General features: G+C 66.4%; 17 protein-coding genes. All 17 read right to left on the reverse strand.

Going from position 1 to position 23,132, the window contains the following annotated elements; genetic code table 11:
• Positions 1-42 precede the first annotated feature (42 nt).
• The 17 genes from ACP7EY_RS01715 to ACP7EY_RS01795 all read right to left on the reverse strand — a co-directional run bounded on the left by ACP7EY_RS01715 (position 43) and on the right by ACP7EY_RS01795 (position 23,069).
• Positions 43-1,683, reverse strand: a complete 1,641-nt coding sequence (locus ACP7EY_RS01715) for a UdgX family uracil-DNA binding protein (protein ID WP_426189807.1) — start codon at positions 1,681-1,683, stop codon at positions 43-45.
• Positions 1,659-2,891 (reverse strand): putative DNA modification/repair radical SAM protein, encoded by a 1,233-nt coding sequence (locus ACP7EY_RS01720; RefSeq protein ID WP_426189809.1) that lies wholly within the window; start codon positions 2,889-2,891, stop codon positions 1,659-1,661. Before ACP7EY_RS01720 ends, ACP7EY_RS01715 begins: the two co-directional genes overlap by 25 nt.
• A 119-nt stretch (positions 2,892-3,010) precedes the next feature.
• Positions 3,011-5,770, reverse strand: coding sequence for a M16 family metallopeptidase (locus tag ACP7EY_RS01725; RefSeq protein WP_426189811.1), 2,760 nt, complete (start codon positions 5,768-5,770; stop codon positions 3,011-3,013).
• Positions 5,771-5,808: 38 nt separating this feature from the next.
• Positions 5,809-7,434 (reverse strand): tetratricopeptide repeat protein, encoded by a 1,626-nt coding sequence (locus ACP7EY_RS01730; RefSeq protein ID WP_426189813.1) that lies wholly within the window; start codon positions 7,432-7,434, stop codon positions 5,809-5,811.
• Positions 7,435-7,440: 6 nt separating this feature from the next.
• Positions 7,441-9,702: a putative bifunctional diguanylate cyclase/phosphodiesterase gene (locus ACP7EY_RS01735; protein ID WP_426189815.1), complete on the reverse strand. Its 2,262-nt coding sequence runs from the start codon at positions 9,700-9,702 to the stop codon at positions 7,441-7,443.
• 36 nt (positions 9,703-9,738) lie between these two features.
• A complete protein-coding gene (locus tag ACP7EY_RS01740; protein ID WP_426189817.1) occupies positions 9,739-11,886 on the reverse strand; it encodes an HDOD domain-containing protein in 2,148 nt (715 codons plus the stop codon).
• Between the two features lie 212 nt (positions 11,887-12,098).
• Complete coding sequence (locus ACP7EY_RS01745; protein ID WP_426189819.1) at positions 12,099-13,379, reverse strand: multidrug effflux MFS transporter; 1,281 nt, start codon at positions 13,377-13,379, stop codon at positions 12,099-12,101.
• Positions 13,380-14,582 carry a THUMP domain-containing class I SAM-dependent RNA methyltransferase gene (locus tag ACP7EY_RS01750; RefSeq protein WP_426189821.1) on the reverse strand — a complete coding sequence of 401 codons (1,203 nt, stop codon included), beginning with the start codon at positions 14,580-14,582 and terminating at the stop codon, positions 13,380-13,382.
• Positions 14,583-14,660: 78 nt separating this feature from the next.
• Positions 14,661-15,281: a 2-hydroxychromene-2-carboxylate isomerase gene (locus ACP7EY_RS01755; protein ID WP_426189823.1), complete on the reverse strand. Its 621-nt coding sequence runs from the start codon at positions 15,279-15,281 to the stop codon at positions 14,661-14,663.
• A gap of 10 nt (positions 15,282-15,291) precedes the next feature.
• Complete coding sequence (locus ACP7EY_RS01760; protein ID WP_426189825.1) at positions 15,292-15,702, reverse strand: CopD family protein; 411 nt, start codon at positions 15,700-15,702, stop codon at positions 15,292-15,294.
• Between the two features lie 26 nt (positions 15,703-15,728).
• A complete protein-coding gene (locus ACP7EY_RS01765) occupies positions 15,729-17,000 on the reverse strand; it encodes a glutamate-5-semialdehyde dehydrogenase (RefSeq protein WP_426189827.1) in 1,272 nt (423 codons plus the stop codon).
• Positions 17,001-17,049: 49 nt separating this feature from the next.
• Positions 17,050-18,063 carry a DNA polymerase III subunit delta gene (gene holA, locus ACP7EY_RS01770; RefSeq protein ID WP_426189829.1) on the reverse strand — a complete coding sequence of 338 codons (1,014 nt, stop codon included), beginning with the start codon at positions 18,061-18,063 and terminating at the stop codon, positions 17,050-17,052.
• Between the two features lie 14 nt (positions 18,064-18,077).
• On the reverse strand, positions 18,078-18,593 hold the full coding sequence (gene lptE, locus ACP7EY_RS01775) for an LPS assembly lipoprotein LptE (RefSeq protein ID WP_426189831.1): 516 nt from the start codon (positions 18,591-18,593) through the stop codon (positions 18,078-18,080).
• A 3-nt stretch (positions 18,594-18,596) separates the two neighbouring features.
• Positions 18,597-21,239 (reverse strand): leucine--tRNA ligase, encoded by a 2,643-nt coding sequence (leuS, locus tag ACP7EY_RS01780; protein WP_426189833.1) that lies wholly within the window; start codon positions 21,237-21,239, stop codon positions 18,597-18,599.
• An 85-nt stretch (positions 21,240-21,324) separates the two neighbouring features.
• On the reverse strand, positions 21,325-21,651 hold the full coding sequence (locus ACP7EY_RS01785; protein ID WP_426189835.1) for a barstar family protein: 327 nt from the start codon (positions 21,649-21,651) through the stop codon (positions 21,325-21,327).
• Position 21,652: 1 nt separating this feature from the next.
• Positions 21,653-22,462 (reverse strand): 4-hydroxy-tetrahydrodipicolinate reductase, encoded by an 810-nt coding sequence (gene dapB, locus ACP7EY_RS01790; RefSeq protein WP_426189837.1) that lies wholly within the window; start codon positions 22,460-22,462, stop codon positions 21,653-21,655.
• 4 nt (positions 22,463-22,466) lie between these two features.
• Positions 22,467-23,069, reverse strand: a complete 603-nt coding sequence (locus ACP7EY_RS01795; RefSeq protein ID WP_426189839.1) for an outer membrane protein assembly factor BamE — start codon at positions 23,067-23,069, stop codon at positions 22,467-22,469.
• Between the last annotated feature and the right edge of the window lie 63 nt (positions 23,070-23,132).

Consider the following 23,132-nt stretch of genomic DNA (forward strand, 5'->3'; position numbering starts at 1 on the left):
GCCCGCCGGGGCGGCTTTTTTTTGCCTGCGCCTGCGTCTTTCCTATGGGGGCGCGGCGCCGTCGTCCACCAGCCGCTGCGCCAGCCGCAAGCCCGCGATCATCAGTTGCGTCGCCTCGCGCTTGCTGGCCTCGTCTGGCACGCGCAGCACGTAGGACGGGTGATACACCGGCACCACCCAGCGGCCCTGGTGCGCAATGGCTTGCCCGAGGCTGTCCTTGAGGGTGGCGTGGCTGTTGCCCAGCACGGCTTTCAAGGCCGTGCTGCCCAGCGCGACGACGACGACGGGCCGGACCTGGGCCAGCTCCCGCTCGAGCCAGACGCCGCAGGCATCGATTTCGCGCTGCGCGGGGGTCTTGTGCAGGCGCCGCTTGCCGCGGGGCATCCATTTAAAATGTTTGACGGCGTTGGTCAGATAAACGGCGCGCCGCTCCACGCCCGCCTCGTCCATGACGCGATCGAGCAGCTGCCCGGCCGGCCCCACAAAGGGGGTGCCGGCCAGGTCTTCCTGGTCGCCCGGCTGCTCGCCCACCAGCATGATGCGCGCGTGGCCGGGGCCGACGCCGCCCACCGCCTGGGTGGCATGCTGCCACAGTTCGCAGCGGCGGCACTGGTCGAGCGAGGTGGGGACATCACGCTGCGGCTGCGCCTGCTCCGGTGCGATGGCAATGGTGGTGCCGTGGCGCTGGCCCACCGACGCCGTCTGCCCCGTGCGGCGCATCCCGGTCGCCGCCTGCGTCACCATGTCCGGCACCACCTGGCCTTCCGGCAGGTTTTTCCAGAAGCGGGACGGGATATGGCTTTTCAGGAGTTTCTCGTTCAGGCGCGCCGGATTGAAAATACTGCGGTAATAGGTCAGCCACAGCGCTTCGCCCGCATCGTCGAAGGCGGCCTGGCTGCGCAGCACGGGCCCGGCAAAGTGGAGCGCGACGCCGTCCCACATGACGCTCGCCTCGGGCGTGGCGATCAGCCAGCTGACCTTGCCCATGCGACCGGCGAAGTGCTGGGCCACCTGGGGCAGCACGTCGTGCGCGGGCTCGAACCAGGCGACGAAACGGGGCGGCCCGGCGCCCTCGCCCCGCTCGCGGAAGCGGATGTAGGCGTGCATGTCGTGCTGTTCGCGCTTGACCGCCTTGACCATGCCGTGCAGGCGGCTGCCGTCCTCGTCGGCGGCCGACAGCACCACCGCCTCGCCATGCTGCCAGCGCCAGAGCACGCGGTACAGGAAGGCCCAGCGGTCGGGCACGCGGCAGCAGGCGGCTTGCTGCAGCATGTCCATCAGCTGGCGCGGGATGCGCACGGGCGCGCCCGCCGCGGGCGGCTTCGGGGCGGGCGGCGCGGGCGGAGTCGGTGGCGTGGCCGGTGTGGGCGGAGTCGGTGGCGTGGCCGCTGTGGCCGGAGTCGGTGGCGTGGCCGGTGTGGGCGGCGTGAGCACGGGTTGGGCAAACAAATCGGCGGTGGCGGCGCCGGCATCAGCGCCGCCGCCCGCCCCCGTCAACAGGTCGCCCGCCTGACCGGCGGTGCGCCAGTCAATGGCATGCGGCGGCACCGCGGCGGCCAGCAAAGCGCGGGCCGCCTCGCGCCAGCTGGCGAAGTCGTGCACGGGCACGGGCACGGCTTCGCCGGCGGCAACCCTGCCGGCGAGCTCGTCCAGGGCCCTCAGGCCGCTTGCAATTGCGTCCATAAACTCAGTTGCGTGGGCTGCTCGGTGAGCGAGCGCCGCAGCAGTTCGGAGGTGGCGGCGCCATTGACGGGTGCGTAGTCGGCGGTGACGATGAACGGCGCGATTTTTTTCATGCTGCAGCGCAGGCGCGCCAGATCGACATAGCGGATGCGCCGCAGGCAGCGCAATTCCACCAGCCGCCGGGCGTTGCGCAGGCCAATGCCCGGCACGCGCGCAATCATGCTGGCGTCGGCCAGATTGAGGTCCAGGGGAAAGTGTTCGCGGTGCGCCAGCGCCCACGCCAGTTTCGGGTCGATGTCGAGCGCCAGGTTGCCGCCGGAAGCGGGCAGCAACTCGCTGGCGACAAAGCCGTAACTGCGCAACAGAAAATCGGCCTGGTACAGGCGGTGCTCGCGCAGCATGGGCGGCGGCGCCAGCGGCACGCTTTTCGGACTGTCGGGAATGGGGCTGAACGCCGAGTAGTACACGCGCTTGAGCTTGTAGCTGTTGTAGAGCGTTTCGGCCGTCGACAAGATGGTTTGATCGTCGCTGGCATCGGCGCCGACGATCATTTGCGTGCTCTGGCCGGCCGGCGCGAAACGGGGCGATTTCGGCTCCTGCGCTTTTTCGTCGAGGCGCTGGCGGATGGCGCCCATGGCCAGTTTGATGGTGTGCACGCTTTTTTCGGGCGCCAGCTTTTGCACGCTGTCCTGGGTGGGCAACTCGATGTTGACGCTGAGACGGTCCGCATACTTGCCGGCCAGGGCGATCAGGGCGGGGTCGGCGTCGGGGATGGTTTTGAGGTGGATGTAACCGCGGAACTGGTGCACCTCGCGCAACTGGCGGGCGATCTCGACGAGTTGCTCCATGGTGTAGTCGGCCGAGCGGATGATGCCGGAACTGAGGAACAGGCCGTCGATATAATTGCGCAGATAAAAATCGATGGTGAGCTTGACCACTTCATCGACGGCAAAGCGGGCGCGCGGCACATTGGACGTGCGGCGGTTGACGCAGTACTGGCAGTCGTAGATGCAGAAATTGGTCAGCAGGATTTTGAGCAGCGACACGCAGCGACCGTCCGGCGTGTAACTGTGGCAAATGCCCATGCCCGTGGTGGCGCCGATGCCGTCCTTGCCGATGGAGCTGCGCCTGGGCGCGCCGCTGCTGGCGCAGGAGGCGTCGTACTTGGCCGCGTCGGCGAGGATTTCCAGTTTATCCGTGAGTTCCATGATGTAAAATTTACTGTATGTATGTACAGTATTTTACACCAGGGCGCACGGTGCGGCGCACGATTGCCGGGTCAAACCTGGAACAGCACAAGCCGCCCCGGCACGCGCTAGCGCTGCTGTCAGCGCAGCGGCTTGCCTTCGCTGTCGAGCACCACCACCTCGCCCCAGTTGAGCGAGCGCACGCCCGCTTCGATCTTGCGCAGGTCGCCAATGATCAGCCAGGTGATGTTGTCGGGCTTGACGAATTTGCTCGCCGCCGTCGCCAGCTGGGGCGCCGTCAGCGCGCGTAGCTTGCCCGCGTAGCCCTGCCAGTAGTCGTCCGCCAGGCCCAGGTTCAGGCTGCTCAGGGCGGCCGACTCCAGCGCCGCCACGGTTTCGAAGCGGCCCGCCAGGCGCGCGCGCATGCTGCGCATGATGCTGTCGTATTCGGCCCCCACCAGTGGGCGCTCGCCGGCGACGCCGCGGATTTCCTTGGCCACTTCCAGCATCGCTTCGCGCGTCTTGTCGGTCTGCACGGGCGCGACGATATTGAAGGCGCGTTCGCCGCGCACGTCCGTCAGGCGCCCCGAGGTACCGTAGCTCCAGTGCTTGTCCAGGCGCAGATTGCGGTTCAGGCGCGAGGTGGCCATGCCGCCGAAATTGCTCATCACGATCTCCATGGCCAGGTCTTCCGGCTGGCCGTGGCGCTGCGACAGCTCACTGGCGGCGATGATCGACTGCGGCGCGTCGGGCTTGTCGACCAGGTAGATGCGCGCCGGTGCGGCGCGGCCATCGGCAATCGCCGCGCGGGCGGGCACGGCGCCGCCGCGCCAGCCGCCGAAGCTCGCTTCGAGCGCCGGCAAGGCCTTCGCCAGCGTGGTGTCGCCGGTGACGACGATGGTGGCGTTGGCCGGGGTGAACCAGGCCGCGTGCCAGGCCGCCAGGTCGGCGCGCGTCACGCTCTTGATGCCCGCCTCGTTGCCCAGCACCGGGCGGCCGTAGCCGTTGCCGGCGCCGTACAGCAGGCCGGGCATCAGGCGCGCGGCCAGCGCCGCGGGCTGGGCGCGCTCCTGCCCCAGCGTGGCCAGGCGGCGCTGCTGGGCCAAGGCGAACTGGTCCTGGGCGAAGGCCGGACGCAGTGCGGCATCGGCCATCAGCGCCAGCGACGGCGCCAGCTTGGCGCTGGTGGTCTGCAGGCGCACCAGCGCCGTTTCCAGGCCGGCGCCGGCCGTGAGGCGCGCGCCCAGCGACTCGAAACCCTCGGCCAGTTCAAACGCGCTGCGCGTGGTGCTGCCCTTGTCGATCAGGTCGAGCGCCAGCGAGGCGGTGCCCGGTTTGCCGGCGCTGTCGGTGACGGCGCCGGCGTCGAGCGCCAGCGCGACGTGGACGATGGGCGCGCCATGGCGCTCGATGAGCATCACCTTGACGCCGTTGCCCAAGGTGGCGCGGGCGATCGGCGGAAACGTCGCGTCAGGCGTCTCGCCCAGCGCCGGCAGCACCTTGCGGTCGATCACCGGCCTGGTCGCCGCCAGCTTGGGGAAGGGCCGCACCGTCATCGTGTAAAAGGGCGCGCGCAGCCAGTCGCGGGCGACCGCCTTTACTTGCGCGGAGGTGGTGTTGGCCTGCCGCTCGAGGCGGTCCAGGTAGGCGTCCGGCGCGCCGCCGTAGGTCATGCTTTCGGCCAGCACGTCCGAGCGTCCGCCAAAGCCGCCCAGGCGTTCGATCGAGCGCGAAAAATCGGCCAGGTTCACCGTCTTGACGCGCGCCAGTTCGGCCGCCGTCGGCCCCTTCTCGATCAGCTCGGCCAGCACCGCGTCGAGTTCGCGTTCGACCGCCAGCGGCTCCACGCCCGGCTTGACCATCACCGAAATATTCAGGGTGCTGGCCAGTTCGCCGTCGTTGACGGATGCACTGACGCCGGTGGCCATGGCCTTGTCGTAGACCAGGCGGCGGTCCAGCCGCGCGCTCTTCGAGCCGGCCAGCACGCCGGCGAACAGTTCCAGGTGCGCCACCTGCGGGTCCTTCCAGGCCGGCGCGTGATAGCTGCGGGTGATGCGCACCTGCGGCACCTGGTCGGCCATCTCGTCACGGATATTGTGTTCCAGCGCGGGGATCCAGGTTTCCAGGCGGGGCAGCGGCGGCCCCGGGGGAATCTCGCCGAAATACTTCGTCACCAGCTCGAGCGCGCGTGCCGGGGTGATGTCGCCGGCCAGCGAAATGACCGCATTGTTCGGTCCATAATAAGTGCGGTACCACTCCTTGATGTCGTCGAGCGAAGCGGCATTGAGGTCGTCCATGCTGCCGATGGTCGACCACGAATACGGGTGCGAATACGGGTACATCTTTGCGCTGATTTCACTGCGCACGCGCCCGTAGGGCTGGTTTTCGCCCTGGCGCTTTTCGTTTTGCACCACGCCCCGTTCGCGCTCGAGCATCTCCTTCGAAATGTAGTTGGCCAGGAAGCCCATGCGGTCCGATTCGAGGAACAGGGTGCGCTCGAGCGCCGAGGTGGGCACGTCCTCGAAAAAATTGGTGCGGTCGGTGTTGGTGGTGCCGTTGCGGTTGTTGGCGCCCAGGTCATCCATCGCCTCGCGAAAGCCGTGCGGGTAGTTTTCGGAACCGTTGAAGAAGAAGTGTTCGAACAGGTGGGCGAAGCCCGTCTTGCCCCGTTTTTCATTGCGCGAGCCGACGTGGTACCACAGGTTGACGCCGACGATGGGCACCGCGTGGTCTTCGTGGACGATCAGGGTCAGGCCGTTGGGCAGCACGAAGCGCTGGTGCGCGATGGCGTAGGCGGCGCGGTCGAATGTCACCGGTGCGGCAAGGGGCGCGGTGGCGCCGTGGGCGGCCTGGGCGCCGAAGGCGAGGACGAGACAGAGGCAGAGCGGACGAAGATTCATGGAAGGGGCAGTCGAGACGCCGGCCGCGCGAGCGGCGGTCAAGCGTGGGTTGGCGCGGGAGGCGCGGTGAAAGACGGTTGCGCCTGCAGCAGCTCGCGCTGGCAGCGCTCGCGCTGCAGATCGTTCATGCGGGCGCTGGCCTGGCTGGCGTAGCGCTCGGCGCCGGCCAGGCCGGCGTGGGCGGCGCGCTGCAGCCACAAGGTGGCGTACAGGGCATCGCTGGCGACGCCCTGCCCGCTCAGGTACATCAGGCCCAGGTTGAACTGGGCCCTGGCGTGGCCCTGGCGCGCGGCAGCGAGGTACCAGGCGTGCGCGACGGCGTAGTCGCGTGGCACGCCCTGGCCGCTGTCGTGGCGCAGGCCGAGGGCGAACTGCGCCAGCGCGTGGCCCTGCCGGGCCGCCTTGGTGTACCAGTCGCAGGCATGCTGGTCGGCGCCGCCGCTGTCGTCGCGGTCGAACAGCGCGCCCACCTTGTACTGGGCGGCGGCGTAATCCTGTTCGGCCGCGCGCAGATACCAGTGCAGCGCCGCCTGCATGTCGGCGTCGACCCCGGCGCCGCTCTCGTAGCACAGGCCGAGGTCGAACTGGGCGCGCAAATGGCCCTGCTCGGCCGCCTTGCGATACCAGGCGGCCGCTTGCGCGCGGTCGGCGTCGACACCGTCGGCGCCAAGGCCGCTGTCGATAAGCTGGCCCAGGTGATACTGGGCGCTGGCGAAACCCTGTACGGCGGCCTTGCGGTACCAGTGGGCGGCGCGGGCGGCGTTGCGTTCGACGCCCTGGCCGTATTCGTGGCGCAGGCCCAGGTTGTCCTGGGCCCCCGCGTGACCCTGGTCGGCGGCCTGGCGGAACCAGCCGAGGGCGACGCTTTCATCCCGTTCGACGCCCTGGCCGCCGTCGTAAATCAGGCCCAGGTTGAACTGCGAACTGGCATGGCCCTGGGCGGCCGCCTTGCGGTACCAGTTGACGGCCTTGACCATGTCGAGGGCGACATCCTCGCCCCGTTCATGGCGCAAGGCGAGATTGAACTGGGCGGGGGCGTAGCCCTGCTCGGCGGCCTTGCGGAACCAGGCCAGCGCCTGCGGGCGATCCTGCTGGACGCCCTGGCCGTTGTCGTAGCGCAGGGCCAGGTTGAACTGGGCGCGCGCGTAGCCCTGTTCCGCCGCCTTGCGGTACCAGCTGATGGCCAGCCTGAAATCCTGCGGCACGCCCTTGCCGCTTTCGTACATCATGCCCAGGTTGTTCTGCGCGCCCGGATCGCCCTGGCTGGCGGCCTGGCTGAACCAGTGCATGGCGCGGTGGACGTCGACCGGCACGCCCTGGCCTTTCGCATACAGCCAGCCCAGGTTGTACTGGGCGGCCGCATACCCCTGTTCGGCGGCGCGCTGGTACCAGGCCAGCGCCTGCGGGTAATCCTGGCCCACGCCCTGGCCCTTCTGGTACATCACGCCCAGGTTGTACTGCGCCTGCTCCAGGCCGGAAGTGGCGGCCATGCGGTACCAGGCCACCGCCAGCTCGAAGTTTTGCGGCACGCCCTGGCCGTTGACGTACATGAAGCCCAGCGAATGCTGGGCGCTGGCCACGCCCTTTTCAGCCAGCGCCTTGATGCGCAGGAATTCGGACGTGTGGCGGCCGTCGGGACGCGCCGGTGCGCCGGGATGGGACATCGCCGCTCAGCTCGGCATCACGAGGCGGTGCGACGCCGGCGCCACCACCTGCGGCGGCGCCGTCCTGGCGCTGCCCTGCTCGCCCAGCAAGCCGATGAACTGCGACAGCGGAATCGGCCGGTGGTACAGATAGCCCTGCATGGTCAGGCAGCCGTTCGACTTCAGGTAGCGCGCCTGCACGTCCGTCTCGACGCCTTCGGCGATCAGGTGCAGGCCAAGGCCGCGGGCGATCGAAATGATCGCCAGGATCACCGGATAGTGGCCGTGTTCGTCGTGGATCTCCTTGACGAAGGACTGGTCGATCTTGATGGTGTGGATGGGGAAGCGGTGCAGGTAGGACAGCGAGGAATAGCCGGTGCCGAAATCGTCGATGGCCACCGACACGCCCAGCTGGCACAGCTTGTTCAACTGCTCGATGGCGTACTGGGGATTGCGGATGCAGATGTTTTCGGTGATTTCCACCTCGATCTGGGCCGGCGAAATCCCGTAGCGCACCAGCGCGCCGCGCATCTTCTCGAAAAAGTCGCCGCGGTCGAGGTACTGGGGCGACAGGTTCAGCGACAGGCGGATCGCCTCGTTGCCGCTGGCGTTCCACTGCAACATGTCACGGCACAGCGCGCCGATCATCCAGTCCGAGATCGGCAGCATCAGGCCGTTTTCCTCGGCGAACGGCAGGAATTCGCCCGCCGTCAGCAAACCGCGCACGGGGTGGTTCCAGCGCATCAGGCCTTCGGCGCCGATGATGCGGCCCGTGATGACGTCGATCTGCGGCTGGTAATGCATCTCCAGCTCGTTCTGCTCGAGCGCCTTGCGCAGGCTTTGCTCGAGCGCGATCTTCTGGTGCGAGATGTCGAGCATCGAGTTGTGATAAAAACTGTGGCCGTTCTTGCCCAGCGCCTTGACCTGGTACATGGCGATGTCGGCGTGGCGCAGCAGTTCGTCGATCGATTCGCCGTCGGTGGGGTAGATGGCGATGCCGATCGAGGCGGAGATATGCACTTCGTGGCCGTCGAGGTCGAACGGCTTTTGCAGGCATTCGAGGAATTTGTCGGCGATCAGCTTGGCGTCGTCGCGGTCGCGCAGCTCCGGCAGCACGATGGTAAATTCGTCGCCGCCCTGGCGCGCCAGCGTGTCGCCCCGGCGCAGGCACTCTTTCAGGCGCACCGAAGCCTGCTGCAGCAGTTCATCGCCCTTGACGTGGCCGAGGGTGTCGTTGACCAGCTTGAAACGGTCCAGGTCGATGAACATCACCGCCAGTTCCGTCATCTTGCGCTTGGCCTGGATCACGGCCAGGCCCAGGCGGTCCTTGAACAGCATGCGGTTGGGCAGGTCGGTGAGGATGTCGTGGTAGGCCTGGTACGAGATCAGCTCTTCGGCGCGCTTGCGGTCGGTGATATCGCGCGCCACGCCATAGGTGCCGAAAAACTCCAGCCGCGTCACCTCGTTGTCGGGGATGTGCATGCCGATCGAATTGAGCGAGATCGTCATCAGGGTGTTGTTGAAGGTGCGGTCGGCGCTGCCGCCGGCGTGGCACTTCAGGCGCAGTTCGACGTTGCGCGAGGCGCGCTCGTCGACGCGGCGCTCGTTGAAGGCGTAGCGGGCGCGCTCGAGATCTTCTTCATGGACCAGGATCGAGTAATGCTTGCCGATCAGGTCCTCGCGCGAAAAGCCCAGCAACTGGTAGGCGCGGTCGTTGACGAAGGTGAAGCGGCCTTCGTGGTTGAGCGTATAGATGATGTCGGGCGAACTGTCGACCAGGTAGCGGTACAGCTTTTCCGAGTTTTCCAGCTGCGAGGCGATCTGCAGGTTGGCGGCCGCCAGGCGGCGCTGCTGCAGCGCATTGGCCACTGTCTTGAGCAGCTCTTCGCGGCTGTAGGGCTTGCGCAGGTAGTCGTAGGCACCTCGCTTGAGGGCGCCGATGGCGGCGTCGATGCCCACTTCGCCGCTCATGACGATGACGTCGGCGTCGAAGCCCTTCTGGTTGATGAAGTCCATGATGTCATGGCCGCTCATGTCGGGCAGGCGCAGGTCCAGCAGCACCAGGTCGAAACTGGTTTTTTCCAGGTGCGCCAGCGCTTCGGCGCCGCAGGCGGCGGTAAACAGGTGGTAGTCGCGGTCGCGCAGCAGCTCGTACAGCGACGACAGCAGGCGCGGCTCGTCATCCACCAGCAGGATGCGCGGCAGCTGCTTGCGGCTGTCGGCGCGTTCGGCGTAGGACGCCAGCGCGCCCGCCGCAGCTTGCTCGCCGTGCTCGGTATCGGGGACCATGGGGGCGCTTGCCTGTGCGTTCAAGTTGATCATCGCCTAGATCGAGTCCATCGCCCGCGAGCGTGCGGCCACGGCGCCGGCCGGACCGCGGGCCGGCAGCAAAATTTCAAAGCTGGTGCCGGCGGCGCCGCTGCGGCAGCTGATGGTGCCGCCGATTTTTTTCACCAGGCCGTGCACGATCGACAGGCCCAGGCCGTGGTGCTTGCCTTCCTTGGCGCTGCGCACGGGCGAAAACAGGTTCGTGAGCACCTCCTGCGACATGCCGGGGCCGTTGTCGGCCACCACCAGGTCGACGTACAGGGTGCGGTCGCGCACCACGTGGCCGCGGTTGGCGATGTCGATCTTGCCGTGCCCGTCCAGCGCTTCCACGGCGTTCTTGACCAGGTTGACGAGGATCTGCTTGAGCACATCGGCGTCACCGTCGATCTCGGCGCTGGTGTCGGACATCGACGCCGTCATCGTCACCCCGGCGGGCACGAATTCGGTGGCGCGGAACAGGCGCAGCACGTCGTCGGCCACCCGCGCCACGTTGGCGGCGCCCTCGCTGGCGCTGGGCTGCAGGTCCGCGAGGCCGTTGATGAGCTGGCCGACGCGGTCGATTTCTTCGTTCAGGATCGACATTTCGCCCACCACCGGCTCGCGCCGGGCCAGCTTGTTATCGAGCACGCTCAGGTAATTTTTGATGATCGACAGGGGATTGTTCACTTCGTGGACCACGCGGCGCGACGCTTCGCGGTATTCCTCGGCGGCGTGGGCCAGCTGGCGGTGGGCCTGGCCCCGCTCGGCCAGTGCAGCGTCCAGCGCCGTCGCCGCCTGGGCGCCGAAGGCGAGCATGAAGCGTTCGCGCTTCTGGCATGCCGGCACCTGCCAGGCGGCCAGGCCGCCGATCATGACGCCCAGCGAACGGGCGCCGGTCGCCAGCGGCACGCACACCAGGCTGTCGGTACCCAGCAAGCGAAACAGCTGCTCCTCGGCCAGCCCCAGCGACTGGGCGTCGCGCTTGACGAAGGCTGGCTTCCTGGCCAGCGCGGCGGCGGCGACAACGCCGCCGCGGTTGAGGGGGATCGAAAATTCGGCGATGCGCTGCTGGGCGCCGGACGGCATGCCGACGAGCGCCTGGCCGGTGGGATTTTCCAGCAGGATGACGGCGTTGTCGAAGTCGAACAGGATGCGCGCCGAGCGCGTCATCGCTTCGAGCAGTCCTGCCTCGCCCTGCTGGCGGGCGAAGGTCTGCCCCACTTCCGACACCAGCACCAGGTTGCGCACTTCCTCGGACAGGCGCTGACGCACCGGGTCAGGCGGCGGCGCATAGGCCGGCGGGGTGGGGATGTCGTCGGCGCCGGCGAGGTCGATGCCCAGATGCGCCGCCGATTTTTCCACCTGGCGGGCGGCGGCGACGGCAATCGCCATCACGTCGTCCAGGCCCAGCGCGCACAGGCCGGCGCCGGCGGCGATGGCCGTGTCGTCGTCCTGGTGGTCGGCCGGGTGGCTGAGCAAATGGGCCAGGCGCACGATGCGGATGAGCGGATGGGCCGCCTCGAGCCGTTCGATCGGCTCATGGTGGTACAGCACCGAGTCGGCCAGGAAGGAGTCCAGGTGCCAGCGTTCGATCAGCCAGGCACCCGCTTCCGAGTGGGTAATTTGCAGCGTGCGCTGTTCGACGGCGCACAGGTCGTCGTCGTCGCGCGCGGTGAAATTGAAGGCGTATTCCTTCGGCGCCGTCGCCAGCAGGGCCAAGCGGCCCACATTGTGCAGCAGGCCGGCCAGGTAGGCTTCCTCGACGTGCGGGTAGTCCATGCGCTTGGCGACATCGCGGGCGACGACGGCGGCGGTGAGCGAGGTTTTCCAGAAACCGCGCAGATCGGTGCTGCCCGAATGGGGGAAGTTATTAAAGGTCTGGAACACCGACTCGCTGATCACCAGCGTCTTGATCATGTCGGTGCCAAGGGCCATCAGGGCCGGCTCCAGGCCCACCTGGCGGTGCACGCGGTGGTAGGCCGAACTATTGGCAACGGCGAGGATTTTCGCCGTCATCCCCGCATCGTTGGAGATCAGCGCGGCCAGCTCCGCCATGCCAAGATCGTCGGCCTGCAGGTGCTCGAGCAACTTGATGAGGATCTGCGGCATCGCCGGCAGACGGGCAATCAACAGGCGATTGCGAATATCGTGGTCTGTTTGCTGCATTATCTCAGGCACGCCGCCAATAATCGAAGGGAATGTATCCGGGGGGCCGCCTGGATAAAACGGCCACGACATGTGTATTTACGCCTCGGACAAAGCAGCTTTTTGGCCTTGGTCGAGTTAATAACACAACGATCTTAGCATATATACACAAGCTTTCTATATGGGAATAATCATTTCAGGCAAACTGTGGTGTTTGGCGCAGCGAGGGCGGTTTAGCCCGGGGATTGCCTCGACAAACGGCGCCGATATTGCCTCGCCGCTATCCATAGTGCCAGCGCCACACTGCAAAAAGCCAGCTGGCCCAGCGCCAGCCACAGCACCGAATGGGACAGGAAGGGCGCGATCACGCCCGCCACCAGCGCGCCCAGCAAGGTCACTTCGAACGACTGGCAGGACGCGACGGTGCCGCGAATGTGCGGAAACAGGTCGAGCGTGAGCAGGGTGGCGCCGGGGGCGACGAGCGACATGCCGAAGGTATAAAAGAACATTGGCAGCACGCTCCACGGCAGCGCCGGTGGCAAGCACAGGTGATAGAGCACGTTGGCGCTGGCGGCGGCGAGCAGGAAGCCGAAGCCGATGCCGATCTGGCGCGCAAAGCCCATCCGGCCGGCGCAGCGGTTGGCAGCCAGCGCGCCCAGAAAAATCCCCGACACGGAGGGCACGAACAGCCAGGCGAACTGGTCGGGGCCAAGCCCCAGGTGCACGGGCAGCATCACGGGTGCGGCCGTGATGAACAGGAACAGGCCGGCGAAATTGCAGGCGATGACGCCGGACTTGAGGTGAAACAGGGGCGACTTGAAGATGCTCGAGTAATTGCGGGCCAGGTAGCCGGGATTGAAGGCCTGGCGCTGCGCCACGGGCAGCGTTTCCGGCAGATAGCGCCAGCAGACCCAGAACAGCAGCAGCGTGTAGACCAGCAAAAAATGGAAAATCATGCGCCAGTCGGTGTACTTGACGATCAGGCCGCCCAGCACGGGCGCCACCGCCGGGGCGATCGAAAAGATCATCGTCACCAGCGACAGCAGGCGCGCCGCCGGTGCGTCCGTGTACAGGTCGCGGATGATGGCGCGGCCGATCACCACGCCGGCCCCCGCCGAGACCCCCTGCATGATCCGGAACACCCACAGGTAATGGACCGAATGGGAGGCGGCGCAGCCGAAGGTGGCGACGGCGAACACGATCAGCGCCGCCAGGATCACCTTGCGGCGGCCGAAGGCGTCGGCCAGCGCGCCGTGCCAGAGCACCATGCCGGCAAACGCCAGCATGTAGGCCGACAGGGTCTGCTGGACCTCGATGGCGCTGGCGTGCAGGTCCGCTTCGATGTTCGGAAAGGCGGGCAGGTAGGCGTCGATCGAAAACGGTCCCAGCATCGACAGCCCGGCCAGCAGCATCGCCAGCGCGACGCCGCCCAGCATGGCGATACGGTGCACCGGCGGCAGCGGCACCGGGATGACGGGGTCTTTCGGCAGACTGGCCGGCGGCTCGGGGAACATTCAGACCTGCTTCGGCTTGGCCTCTTCGCGGCGGTTGTAGCCGGCCACCATGTCGAAGCGGAACAGGCGGCATTCGAGGGCGCCGTTGAAGAACGGCGTCTTGCGCGCTTCTTTCAGGCGCAGCAGCTTGGGCAGCGACAGGTCGGCGGTGAACAGGAACACGGTCCAGCCGGCAAAGCGCTGCTTGAGGGTGGTGCCGAGCGAACTATAGAACGCCTGCGCCATCTCGTCGGGCGCCATGGTGCTGTCGCCGCGCACGCCGATACGCTCGCCGTACGGCGGGTTGGTCAGCAAGATGCCCGGATGGTCGGTGGGCGGCTTGACTTCCTGCGCCTCGATCTGTTTCAGGGGGATGTCGAATTCGATCCCCGCCACTTTCAGATTGTGGCGCGTCATGGCGACCATGTCGCCGGAGATGTCGCTGCCGAAAATGGTCGCTTCCGACGGCAGCGGATTGGTCTTGACGGCGTCCTTCATGGCTTGCCACGGGGCAGCCTTGAAGTCGTTGAATTTTTCGAAGGCGAAGCTGCGGCGCGCGCCGGGGGCGATGCCTTGCACCATCTGCGCCGCTTCGATCAGGATGGTGCCGGAGCCGCACATGGGGTCGAACAGCACCGTGCCCGGCTTCCAGCCAGCCACCCGCAGCATGCCGGCGGCCAGGTTTTCGCGCAGCGGCGCGTCGCCCGTCTCTTCGCGCCAGCCCCGCTTGAACAGCGCTTCGCCCGAGGTGTCGATATAGATGGTGAAGTTGCGCGCGTCGAGGAAGCCGACGATGCGGATGTCGGGCGCGCGCGTGTCGACCGAGGGACGCTTGTCGAACTGGTCGCGGAAGCGGTCGCAGACGGCGTCCTTGATTTTCAGGGTGGTAAATTCGAGGCTGCGCAGGGGCGACTTGACGGCGGTGACGTCGACGCGGATGGTGTGGTCCACCGTGAAAAAATCTTCCCACGGTTGGGCCAGCACCAGGTCGTAGATATCGTTTTCGTTGGCGTAGCTCGACTGCGCCATGCGCATCAGCACGCGCGAAGCGATGCGCGAGTGCAGGTTCATGAGGTAGCTATCGAGCAGGTGGCCGGAGGCGTGCACGCCGCCCGGCACCTGGTTGTGCACCTTCATGGTGGTGGACAACTGGGCGATTTCGCCCAGCTCTTCGGCCAGCGCCGCTTCCATGCCGCGTGGGCAAGGACAAAAAAATGAGGCCATCAGGGGTTCCCTTTATCCGTTAATTACAATGAAATGACGGGAAGGCGCCTGCGCCCTCCCCGCGTTACAACAACTGCGCTAAGACTGTGGAGAGGCTTGTTTCGCCAGTGCCCGTTCGACGAAGTCGAGCCGGTCCTGGCCCCAGAAGCCTTCGCCGTCGACGATGTACCAGGGCGCGCCGAACACATTGGCGGCGAGCGCGTCGTCGGTGTTTTTTTCGTACTCGGCCTGCACGCCGGCCGTTTGCGAGGACTTCACCAGGTTGGCGCCGTCGAAGCCGCAGGCACTGGCGATGTGGGCCAGGGTGGCGTCGTCGGCGATGTTTTTGTCGTCCGCCCACAAGGCGTGCATGATGGCGCCGGCCAGTTCGAGCGCCGCCTCGCCGCCCAGGCTGGTGCGGGCGGCGATGATCAGTTTGGCGGCGGCGTCGGGCGGCACGGGAAACCAGGTCGGCTGCACGTTCAGCGGCAGCCCCAGGTGCGCCGCCCAGCGCGCCAGTTCGGCCAGGCGATAGGCCTGGCGCTGGGGCGAGCGCTTGCCCAGCGGCAGACCGCCCGAGGCGGCGAACACCCGTCCCATGTCGCACGGCTTGATGTCGATGCGGGCGCCGGCGGCGCGCGCCATGGCGACGTAGCGCGCGTGGCCCAGGTAGGTCCACGGCGAATGGGGCGCCAGATAATAAATGGTGGTCTTGGACATCGCCGCTTCCTTAGAATGGTTTGACGACCACGAGAATGGTGATCGCGATCAGCAAAATAACCGGCACTTCATTGAACCAGCGGTACCAGCCGTGGGTGCGCAGGTTGACGCCACGTTCGAATTTTTTGAGCAGCGAGCCGCAGGCGTGATGGTAACCGACCGCCAGCAGCACCAGCGCCAGCTTGGCATGCAGCCAGCCACCCTTGAAGCCGTAGCCCAGCCACAGCCAGATCCCCAGCACCAGCGCCGGCACCATCAGGATCGAGGCGAAGCGGTACAGCTTGCGCGCCATCAGCAGCAGGCGCGCAGTGGCCGCCGGCTCGCTTTCGAGCGCCAGGTTGACGAAGATACGGGGCAAATAAAACAGCCCGGCGAACCAGGAGGCGACGAAGACGATGTGAAACGCTTTAATCCAGAGCATGGGGGTCCAGTAGGGTCAGGTGCAGCTCAAACGCGTACCTGGCCGTGGCCGAATACGATGTACTTCAGGGACGTCAGGCCTTCGAGACCGACGGGACCGCGCGCGTGCAGCTTGTCGTTGGAGATGCCGATCTCGGCGCCCAGGCCGTATTCGAATCCGTCGGCAAAGCGGGTCGAGGCATTGACCATGACGGACGCCGAATCGACTTCACGCAGAAAGCGCAGGGCGTCGGTATAGTCTTCGGTGACGATGGCGTCGGTGTGATGCGAGGACCAGGTGTTGATATGGTCGATCGCTTCGTCAAGGCCATCGACGGTCTTGATGGCCAGGATCGGCGCCAGGTATTCGGTGGCCCAGTCGTCTTCGGTGGCGGCGGCCAGCAGCGGGTAGCCGGCTGCGTGCAGGATCGCCAGCGCGGTGGGATCGGCGCGCAATTGCACCGCCTGCTCCAGGTACAGCGGCGCCAGCAGCGGCAGCACGGAGGCGGCAATGGCGCGGTCGATCAGCAGCGTTTCCATGGTGTTGCAGGTGCCGTAGCGGTGGCACTTGGCGTTGACGGCGATCGGCACCGCCTTGTCCAGGTCGGCCTTGGCGTCGATGTAGACGTGGCAGATGCCGTCGAGGTGCTTGATCATCGGTACCGTCGCTTCGCGCATCAGGCGCTCGATCAGGCCCTTGCCTCCCCGTGGCACGATGACGTCGACGTACTGCGGCATGGTGATCAGGGCGCCGACGGCGGCGCGGTCGATGGTGTCGATGATCTGCACGCCGTGCGCGGGCAGGCCCGCCCCTTCGAGGCCCTCGGCGACGATCGCGGCCAGCGCGCGGTTGCAGTGAATCGCTTCCGAGCCGCCGCGCAGGATGGTGGCGTTGCCGCTCTTGATGCACAGGCCGGCCGCGTCGACGGTGACGTTGGGGCGCGCTTCATAGATGATGCCGATCACGCCCAGCGGCACGCGCATCTGGCCCACCTGGATGCCGCTGGGGCGAAATTTCATGTTGCTGATTTCACCGATCGGGTCCGCCAGCGCCACCATCTGGCGCAAGCCTTCGACCATGGTGGCGATCGCCTTGTCGGACAAGGCCAGCCGTTCGACCAGGGCCGGCGCCAGGCCGGCGGCGGTGGCGCCGTCGAGGTCGCGCTGGTTGGCCGCGCGCAGCAGGGCGGCGTCGCGTTCGACGGCGGCGGCGATGAGCAGCAGGGCGCGGTTGCGGGTGGCGGTATCGGCCTTGGCCATGGCGCGCGCGGCGCTGCGCGCCTGGCGGCCGACCTGTTCCATGTAGTGGGCAATATTCATCGGGCGGTTCACTTTATCTTGATAACAGAGACAGTTGGCATGGGCGCGTTCAACGGGCCACCTTCAGGGCCAGCTGCAGCATCGCATCCCAGGCGTCGCCGGCCAGGCCCCTGGCGCGCAAGCCTTTGACGAGCTTGTCGACCTGGGCGGCGTCCTGCAAGGCCTGTTCGAGCGTGGCCAGCGACAGGCGCCGCAGCGCCGGCTCCATCAGCCGCTCGCGCGGCCCCCAGATGCGCAGCTCTTTGAGGAGCATGCCCAGCGGCCGGCCCTGCGCCATCGCCGCCTTCAATTTTAGCAGCGTACGGATTTCTTCGGCGACCGCCCACAACACCAGCGGCAACGCCTCGCCTTCTCCCTTCAAGCCTTCGAGCATGCGCACCAGGCGCGCGCAGTCACCCGCCAGCATCGCCTCGGACAATTTGAAAACGTCGTAGCGGGCCACGTTGAGGACGGCGTCGTGGATCTGCTCGAAACTGAGTTTTCCCGGCTCGTGCAGAAGGCCCAGCTTGAGGATTTCCTGGTGCGCCGCCAGCAGATTGCCCTCGACGCGCTCGGCGATGAAGTCGATGCCCTGGCGATCGGCCGACTGGCCCTGGCTGGACAGGCGCATGCCGATCCAGGCCGGCAGCGCGCTGCGCTCGACGACGGGAATCTCGATGTAGACGGCGGCCTGCTGCAGGGCGCCCACCCAGGCCGCCTTGGCGGTCTGCCAGTCCAGCTTGGGCAGGGTGATCAGGGTCAGGTTGTCGGGACTGAGATCTTTCGCGTAGGCCTGCAGGGCGGCGCCGCCCTCCTTGCCCGGCTTGCCGGTGGGGATGCGCAGTTCGATGAGCTTTTTGTCGCCGAACAGCGACAGCGCCTGGTTGGCCGCCAGCAGCTCGCCCCACTTGAAGGTGCGCTCGACGGTGAGGACGTCGCGCTCGGTGTAGCCGTTGGCGCGCGCGGCGCGGCGGATACGGTCGCCCGCCTCGAGCGCCAGCAGGTGCTCGTCGCTGCTGATGACGTACAGCGGCGCGACCGACCTGGCGAGGTGGGCGTCGAGGGCGTCGACCCGAAGCTGCATAAGTTGGCCCGGCCTTACTGGGGCTTGATGGCCGTGAGCCGGCGCAGGATCTGCTGCACCAGGTCGGACTGCATGTCGCGGTACAGCAGCACTTCCTCGGACTCCTTGGCCAGCGTCTGGTTCTCGTTGAAGGCGATCGAGCGCTTCAGGCTGATTTCGGTGGGGCCCAGCAGCTCGGCGTCCTTGTTGTCGCGCACCTTGAACACCAGCGTGTAGGTGAGCAGGTATTCGCGCACCCGGCCCTGGCTGTTGAGCGACAGGATCACCTTGCCGCGCGACTCGGAGACGACATCGACCTTGGCCTCGGCCTTGCCGGCATCGTCGACCACCTGCACGCCTTCCAGGCCGCGCAGGTTGCGGCGCAGTTCCACGCCCAGCGGCGAGGTTTCCGCAAAGCCCAGGTAAATCGTGTGGAAGGGAATCCGGTACTGCCCGTTCGCGCCGCGCGGCTTGAAGCCGCAGGCGGCCACCACGAGCGCCAGCAGCAGCACGGCGCCATGGCGCAGGAAGGTCGAACGGAGCACGGTCATCGCTTACACCACAATGTTAATGAGTTTGTTGGGCACGACGATCACCTTTTTCGGCGTCGCTCCGTCCATGAAGCGCACGGCCGCTTCGCTGGCCAGCGCCAGCGCCTCGATGGCCGCCTTGTCGGCGCCCTTCGGCACCAGCACCGCACCGCGCAGCTTGCCGTTCACCTGCACCATCATTTCGATTTCCGACTGCTCCAGCGCCAGCGGGTCAACCTGCGGCCAGCTGGCGTCGAGGATGTCGCCATCGCGCGCGCCAAAGCCCAGTTCCTGCCACAGCACGTGGGTGATGTGCGGCGCCACGGGATTTAATACGCGCAGGAAGATCGACAGGCCTTCGGCGATCACCGCATTGCTGGCGTTGCCCTCGTCGAGCTTGGCCGATTCGAGCAGGTTGAGCATCTTCATGCAGGCCGACACCACGGTGTTGTACTGGATGCGCTTGAGATCGTAGTCGGCCTGCTGGAGGATTTTATGCAGCTCGCGGCGCAGCGTTTTTTGCGCGTCGTTCAAGCCGTCGGCCGATGGCGCGGCCAGCTCCGAGGCCACCTTCGGCGCCTGCGCATGGGCGAATGCCCACACCCGGCGCAGGAAGCGGCTGGCGCCTTCGACGCCGCTGTCGGACCATTCGAGCGTCTGCTCCGGCGGCGAGGCGAACATGGTAAACAGGCGCGCGGTGTCGGCGCCATATTGACTGATCTGCGCCTGCGGGTCGATGCCGTTGTTCTTCGACTTCGACATTTTTTCGGTGCCGCCGATTTCCACCGGCTGGCCATCGCTGAGCAGCACGGCCGACTGCGGCCGGCCCTTGTCGTCCAGCACCAGGTCGACGTCGGCCGGGTTGAACCAGGTTTTTTTGCCGGCGTCGTCGCGGTAATAGGTCTCGTTGAGCACCATGCCCTGCGTGAGCAGATTGGTGAACGGCTCGTCGAACTTGACCAGGCCCATGTCGCGCATGATCTTGGTCCAGAAGCGCGCGTACAGCAGGTGCATGACGGCGTGCTCGATGCCGCCGATGTACTGGTCCATCGGCATCCAGTAATCGTTGCGGGCGTCGACCATGGCCTCGGTCGAGCCGGGCGAGGTGTAGCGCATGTAGTACCAGGACGAGTCGACGAAGGTGTCCATGGTGTCGGTCTCGCGGCGCGCCGGCTTGCCGCACTGGGGGCAGTCGCACTGCAGGAACGCTTCATACTTGTTGAGCGGGTTGCCGCTGCCATCGGGGACGCAGTCCTCGGGCAGCACGACGGGCAGGTCCGCTTCCGGCACCGGCACGGCGCCGCACTCGGCGCAGTTGATCATCGGGATCGGCGTGCCCCAGTAGCGCTGGCGCGAGATGCCCCAGTCACGCAGGCGGAAGGTGACTTTTTTCGCGCCCAGGCCCCGTTCGACCAGGTCGCCGGCGATGGCGTTGATGGCCGCCGTGTAGTCGAGGCCATCGTAGGTGCCAGAGTTGACCAGCACGCCGCGCTCCTTGTCGCCGTACCACTCCTGCCAGCCGGCCAGCGAAAACTGTTCGCCGTCAATGGCGACGACCTGCTTGATCGGCAGCGCGTACTTGGTGGCGAACAGAAAATCGCGCTCGTCGTGCGCGGGCACGCCCATCACGGCGCCGTCGCCGTAGGTGATCAATACGTAATTGCCGACCCAGACTTCGATGGCCTCGCCCGTAATCGGGTGGCTGACGAACAGGCCGGTGGGCATGCCCTTCTTTTCCATCGTCGCCATGTCCGCTTCGATGACGGAACCGAGTTTGCACTCGGCGATGAAGGCGGCCAGGGCCGGGTTGCTGGCCGCCGCGTGCGCGGCCAGCGCGTGCTCGGGGGCGACGGCGCAGAAGGTGACGCCCATGATGGTGTCGGCGCGGGTGGTAAATACGAACAGCTTGCCGTCGTCGATCAGCTGGCCGTCGGCGCCGGTGATGGTGTGCGGGAAGGCAAAGCGCACGCCCACCGATTTGCCGATCCAGTTGGCCTGCATGACGCGCACGCGCTCGGGCCAGCCGGGCAGTTTATTGTCGACATAGTCGAGCAGCTCTTCGGCGTAGTCGGTGATGCGCGCGTAGTACATGGGGATTTCGCGCTTTTCGATGGGCGCGCCCGAGCGCCAGCCGCGGCCGTCGACCACCTGCTCGTTGGCCAGCACGGTCTGGTCGATGGGGTCCCAGTTGACGGTGCCCGTCTTCTTGTAGATGACGCCTTTTTCCAGCATCTTGAGGAACATCCACTGGTTCCACTTGTAGTACTCGGGCGTGCAGGCGGTCATTTCGCGCGACCAGTCGATGGCCAGGCCCATCGATTCCATCTGCTGGCGCATGTGGGCGATGTTCGAATAGGTCCACTGGGCCGGCGGCACCTTGTTCTGCATCGCCGCGTTTTCCGCCGGCATGCCGAACGCATCCCAGCCCATCGGCATGAGCACGTTGTAGCCGTTCATGCGCAGGTAGCGGTACATCACGTCGTTGATCGTATAGTTGCGCACGTGCCCCATGTGCAGCTTGCCGGACGGATAAGGCAGCATCGAGCAAGCATAGTACTTGCCCTTGGGGAAACGCGGGTCGTGTTCGACGGCCCGGTAAGCGTCGATCGCTTTCCAGTGGGATTGGGCGGCTTGTTCGACGTCGGCGGGACTATATTTATCTTGCATGATGATTAAAGGGCCAGGAATGTTGGTTTGAACCGAACATTATACTGGCTGGCGGCGGACGCCGGCCGTAATTGACCCGATCAGGCTAGCGCAGCACCAGCTTAAGTGCCGGCAATTCGCCGTAATCGGCGTAGCGCTCGTTGATGCCGGCCACGCAATAGCTGATTTCTTCGACCAGCTCGGGCAGCCTGGCCTGGAGGGCCGCACTGTCGGTGATGACGATTTCCAGCATTTCTTTGGGGAAAAGGCGAAATTTACTCATGCCATCGGCATCGCGCAGGTAGCTGAGGCAATCGACCCAGCCGTCGATGGTGTGGCTATAACTGTCGGGAAAGCCAAAAGCGGCCTGCGAGGCAAGGTGAAAGGCGGCCGCGCTGTCGATGGCGGCGCCCTTGAGTTCGACGGTGGCCATGTCAGTCCTTCAAATTGAGTACGTCTTGCATGTCGTACAGGCCGCTTTGCTTGTCGGCCAGAAAACGCGCCGCGCGCAGGGCGCCGTGGGCGTAGGTGACGCGGCTGCTCGACTTGTGGCTGATCTCGATGCGCTCGCCGTCGCCGGCAAACAGCACCGTGTGGTCGCCCACGATGTCGCCGCCGCGGATGGTGGCGAAGCCGATGGTGGACGGGTCGCGCGCGCCGGTGACGCCTTCGCGGCCGTAGACGGCGCAGCTGGCGAGGTCGCGCCCGAGCGCGTCGGCGATCACTTCGCCCATCTTGAGGGCGGTGCCGGACGGCGCGTCGACCTTGTGGCGGTGGTGCGCTTCGATAATTTCGATGTCGTAGCCTTCGCTAAAACTTTTCGCCGCCATTTCCAGCAGTTTGAGCGTGACATTGACGCCCACGCTCATATTGGGGGCGAACACGATGGCGGTTTTTTCGGCGGCGGCGCGGATGGCCGCCTTGCCTGCCTCATCGAATCCGGTGGTGCCGATCACCATGGCGATGCCGTGCGCGGCGCAATAGGCCAGGTGGGCCAGGGTGCCTTCCGGCCGGGTGAAATCGATCAGCACGCGGGCGCCGGCCAGCGCGCTGGCGAGGTCGGCGCCGATGGCCACACCGGACGGGCGGCCCAGGAGGGCGGCGGCGTCCTGGCCCAGGCCGGGCGCGCCGGCGACGTCGAGCGCGCCGGACAGGCGGGTGTCGGCAGCCTGGTCGATCGCTTCGACCAGCATCTTGCCCATGCGCCCACTGGCGCCGGCAACGGCAATATTCAGAGCGGCCATACGATTATTTCTTGACCTGGATGCTGGCCGAAGCGGCCTCTTCCTTCTTGGGCGCCGCCTTGGCCGCCACCTTCGACGGACCGGCGATGCGGGCAATGTACTCTTTTTCGGTGGGCAGGTTGCCGCCGTCAAAACGCTCGACCTTGTCGTCCTTGAAATAGACGGTGACGCGCGCCTTGGTCAGCTCGCCATTGCCCCGTGCCAGATAAAACGGGTAGTCCCAGCGCTCGGCATGGAACACGTCCGTCAGCAGGGGCGTGCCGAGGATGAACTTGACCTGGTCGCGGGTCTGGCCCACTTTGAGCTGGGCCAGCATTTCTTGGGACACGAAGTTACCCTGCTGAATGTCTGGCCGGTACGGCGAGAAGATCCAGAAGAAGCGCTGCAGCCTGGTGGCGCTGCTGGTCTGGGCGCCCGCGTTGGCGCTGGCCGCCGAGGCGTTGGCGTCGGCCGCGATCGCCCCCGGCGCCGTCGAGACCGCGGCGGCAGGCTGGGTCTGGCGCCAGTTGGCACAGCCGGCCAGGCTCAGCACGGCACAGGCGGCAGCGGCGACCAGGACGGGCTTCAGGGACAAGCTGCGGGAAAAATCGGCAATCGTGACGCGCATAGGGAACCTCAAAACGTTTGAGCCATAGCTCCAAAACGCTATATCATAAAGCACTACGCCCAA

Source organism: Massilia sp. DWR3-1-1 (assembly GCF_049898325.1).
Taxonomy (GTDB): Bacteria; Pseudomonadota; Gammaproteobacteria; order Burkholderiales; family Burkholderiaceae_D; genus JAFCUW01.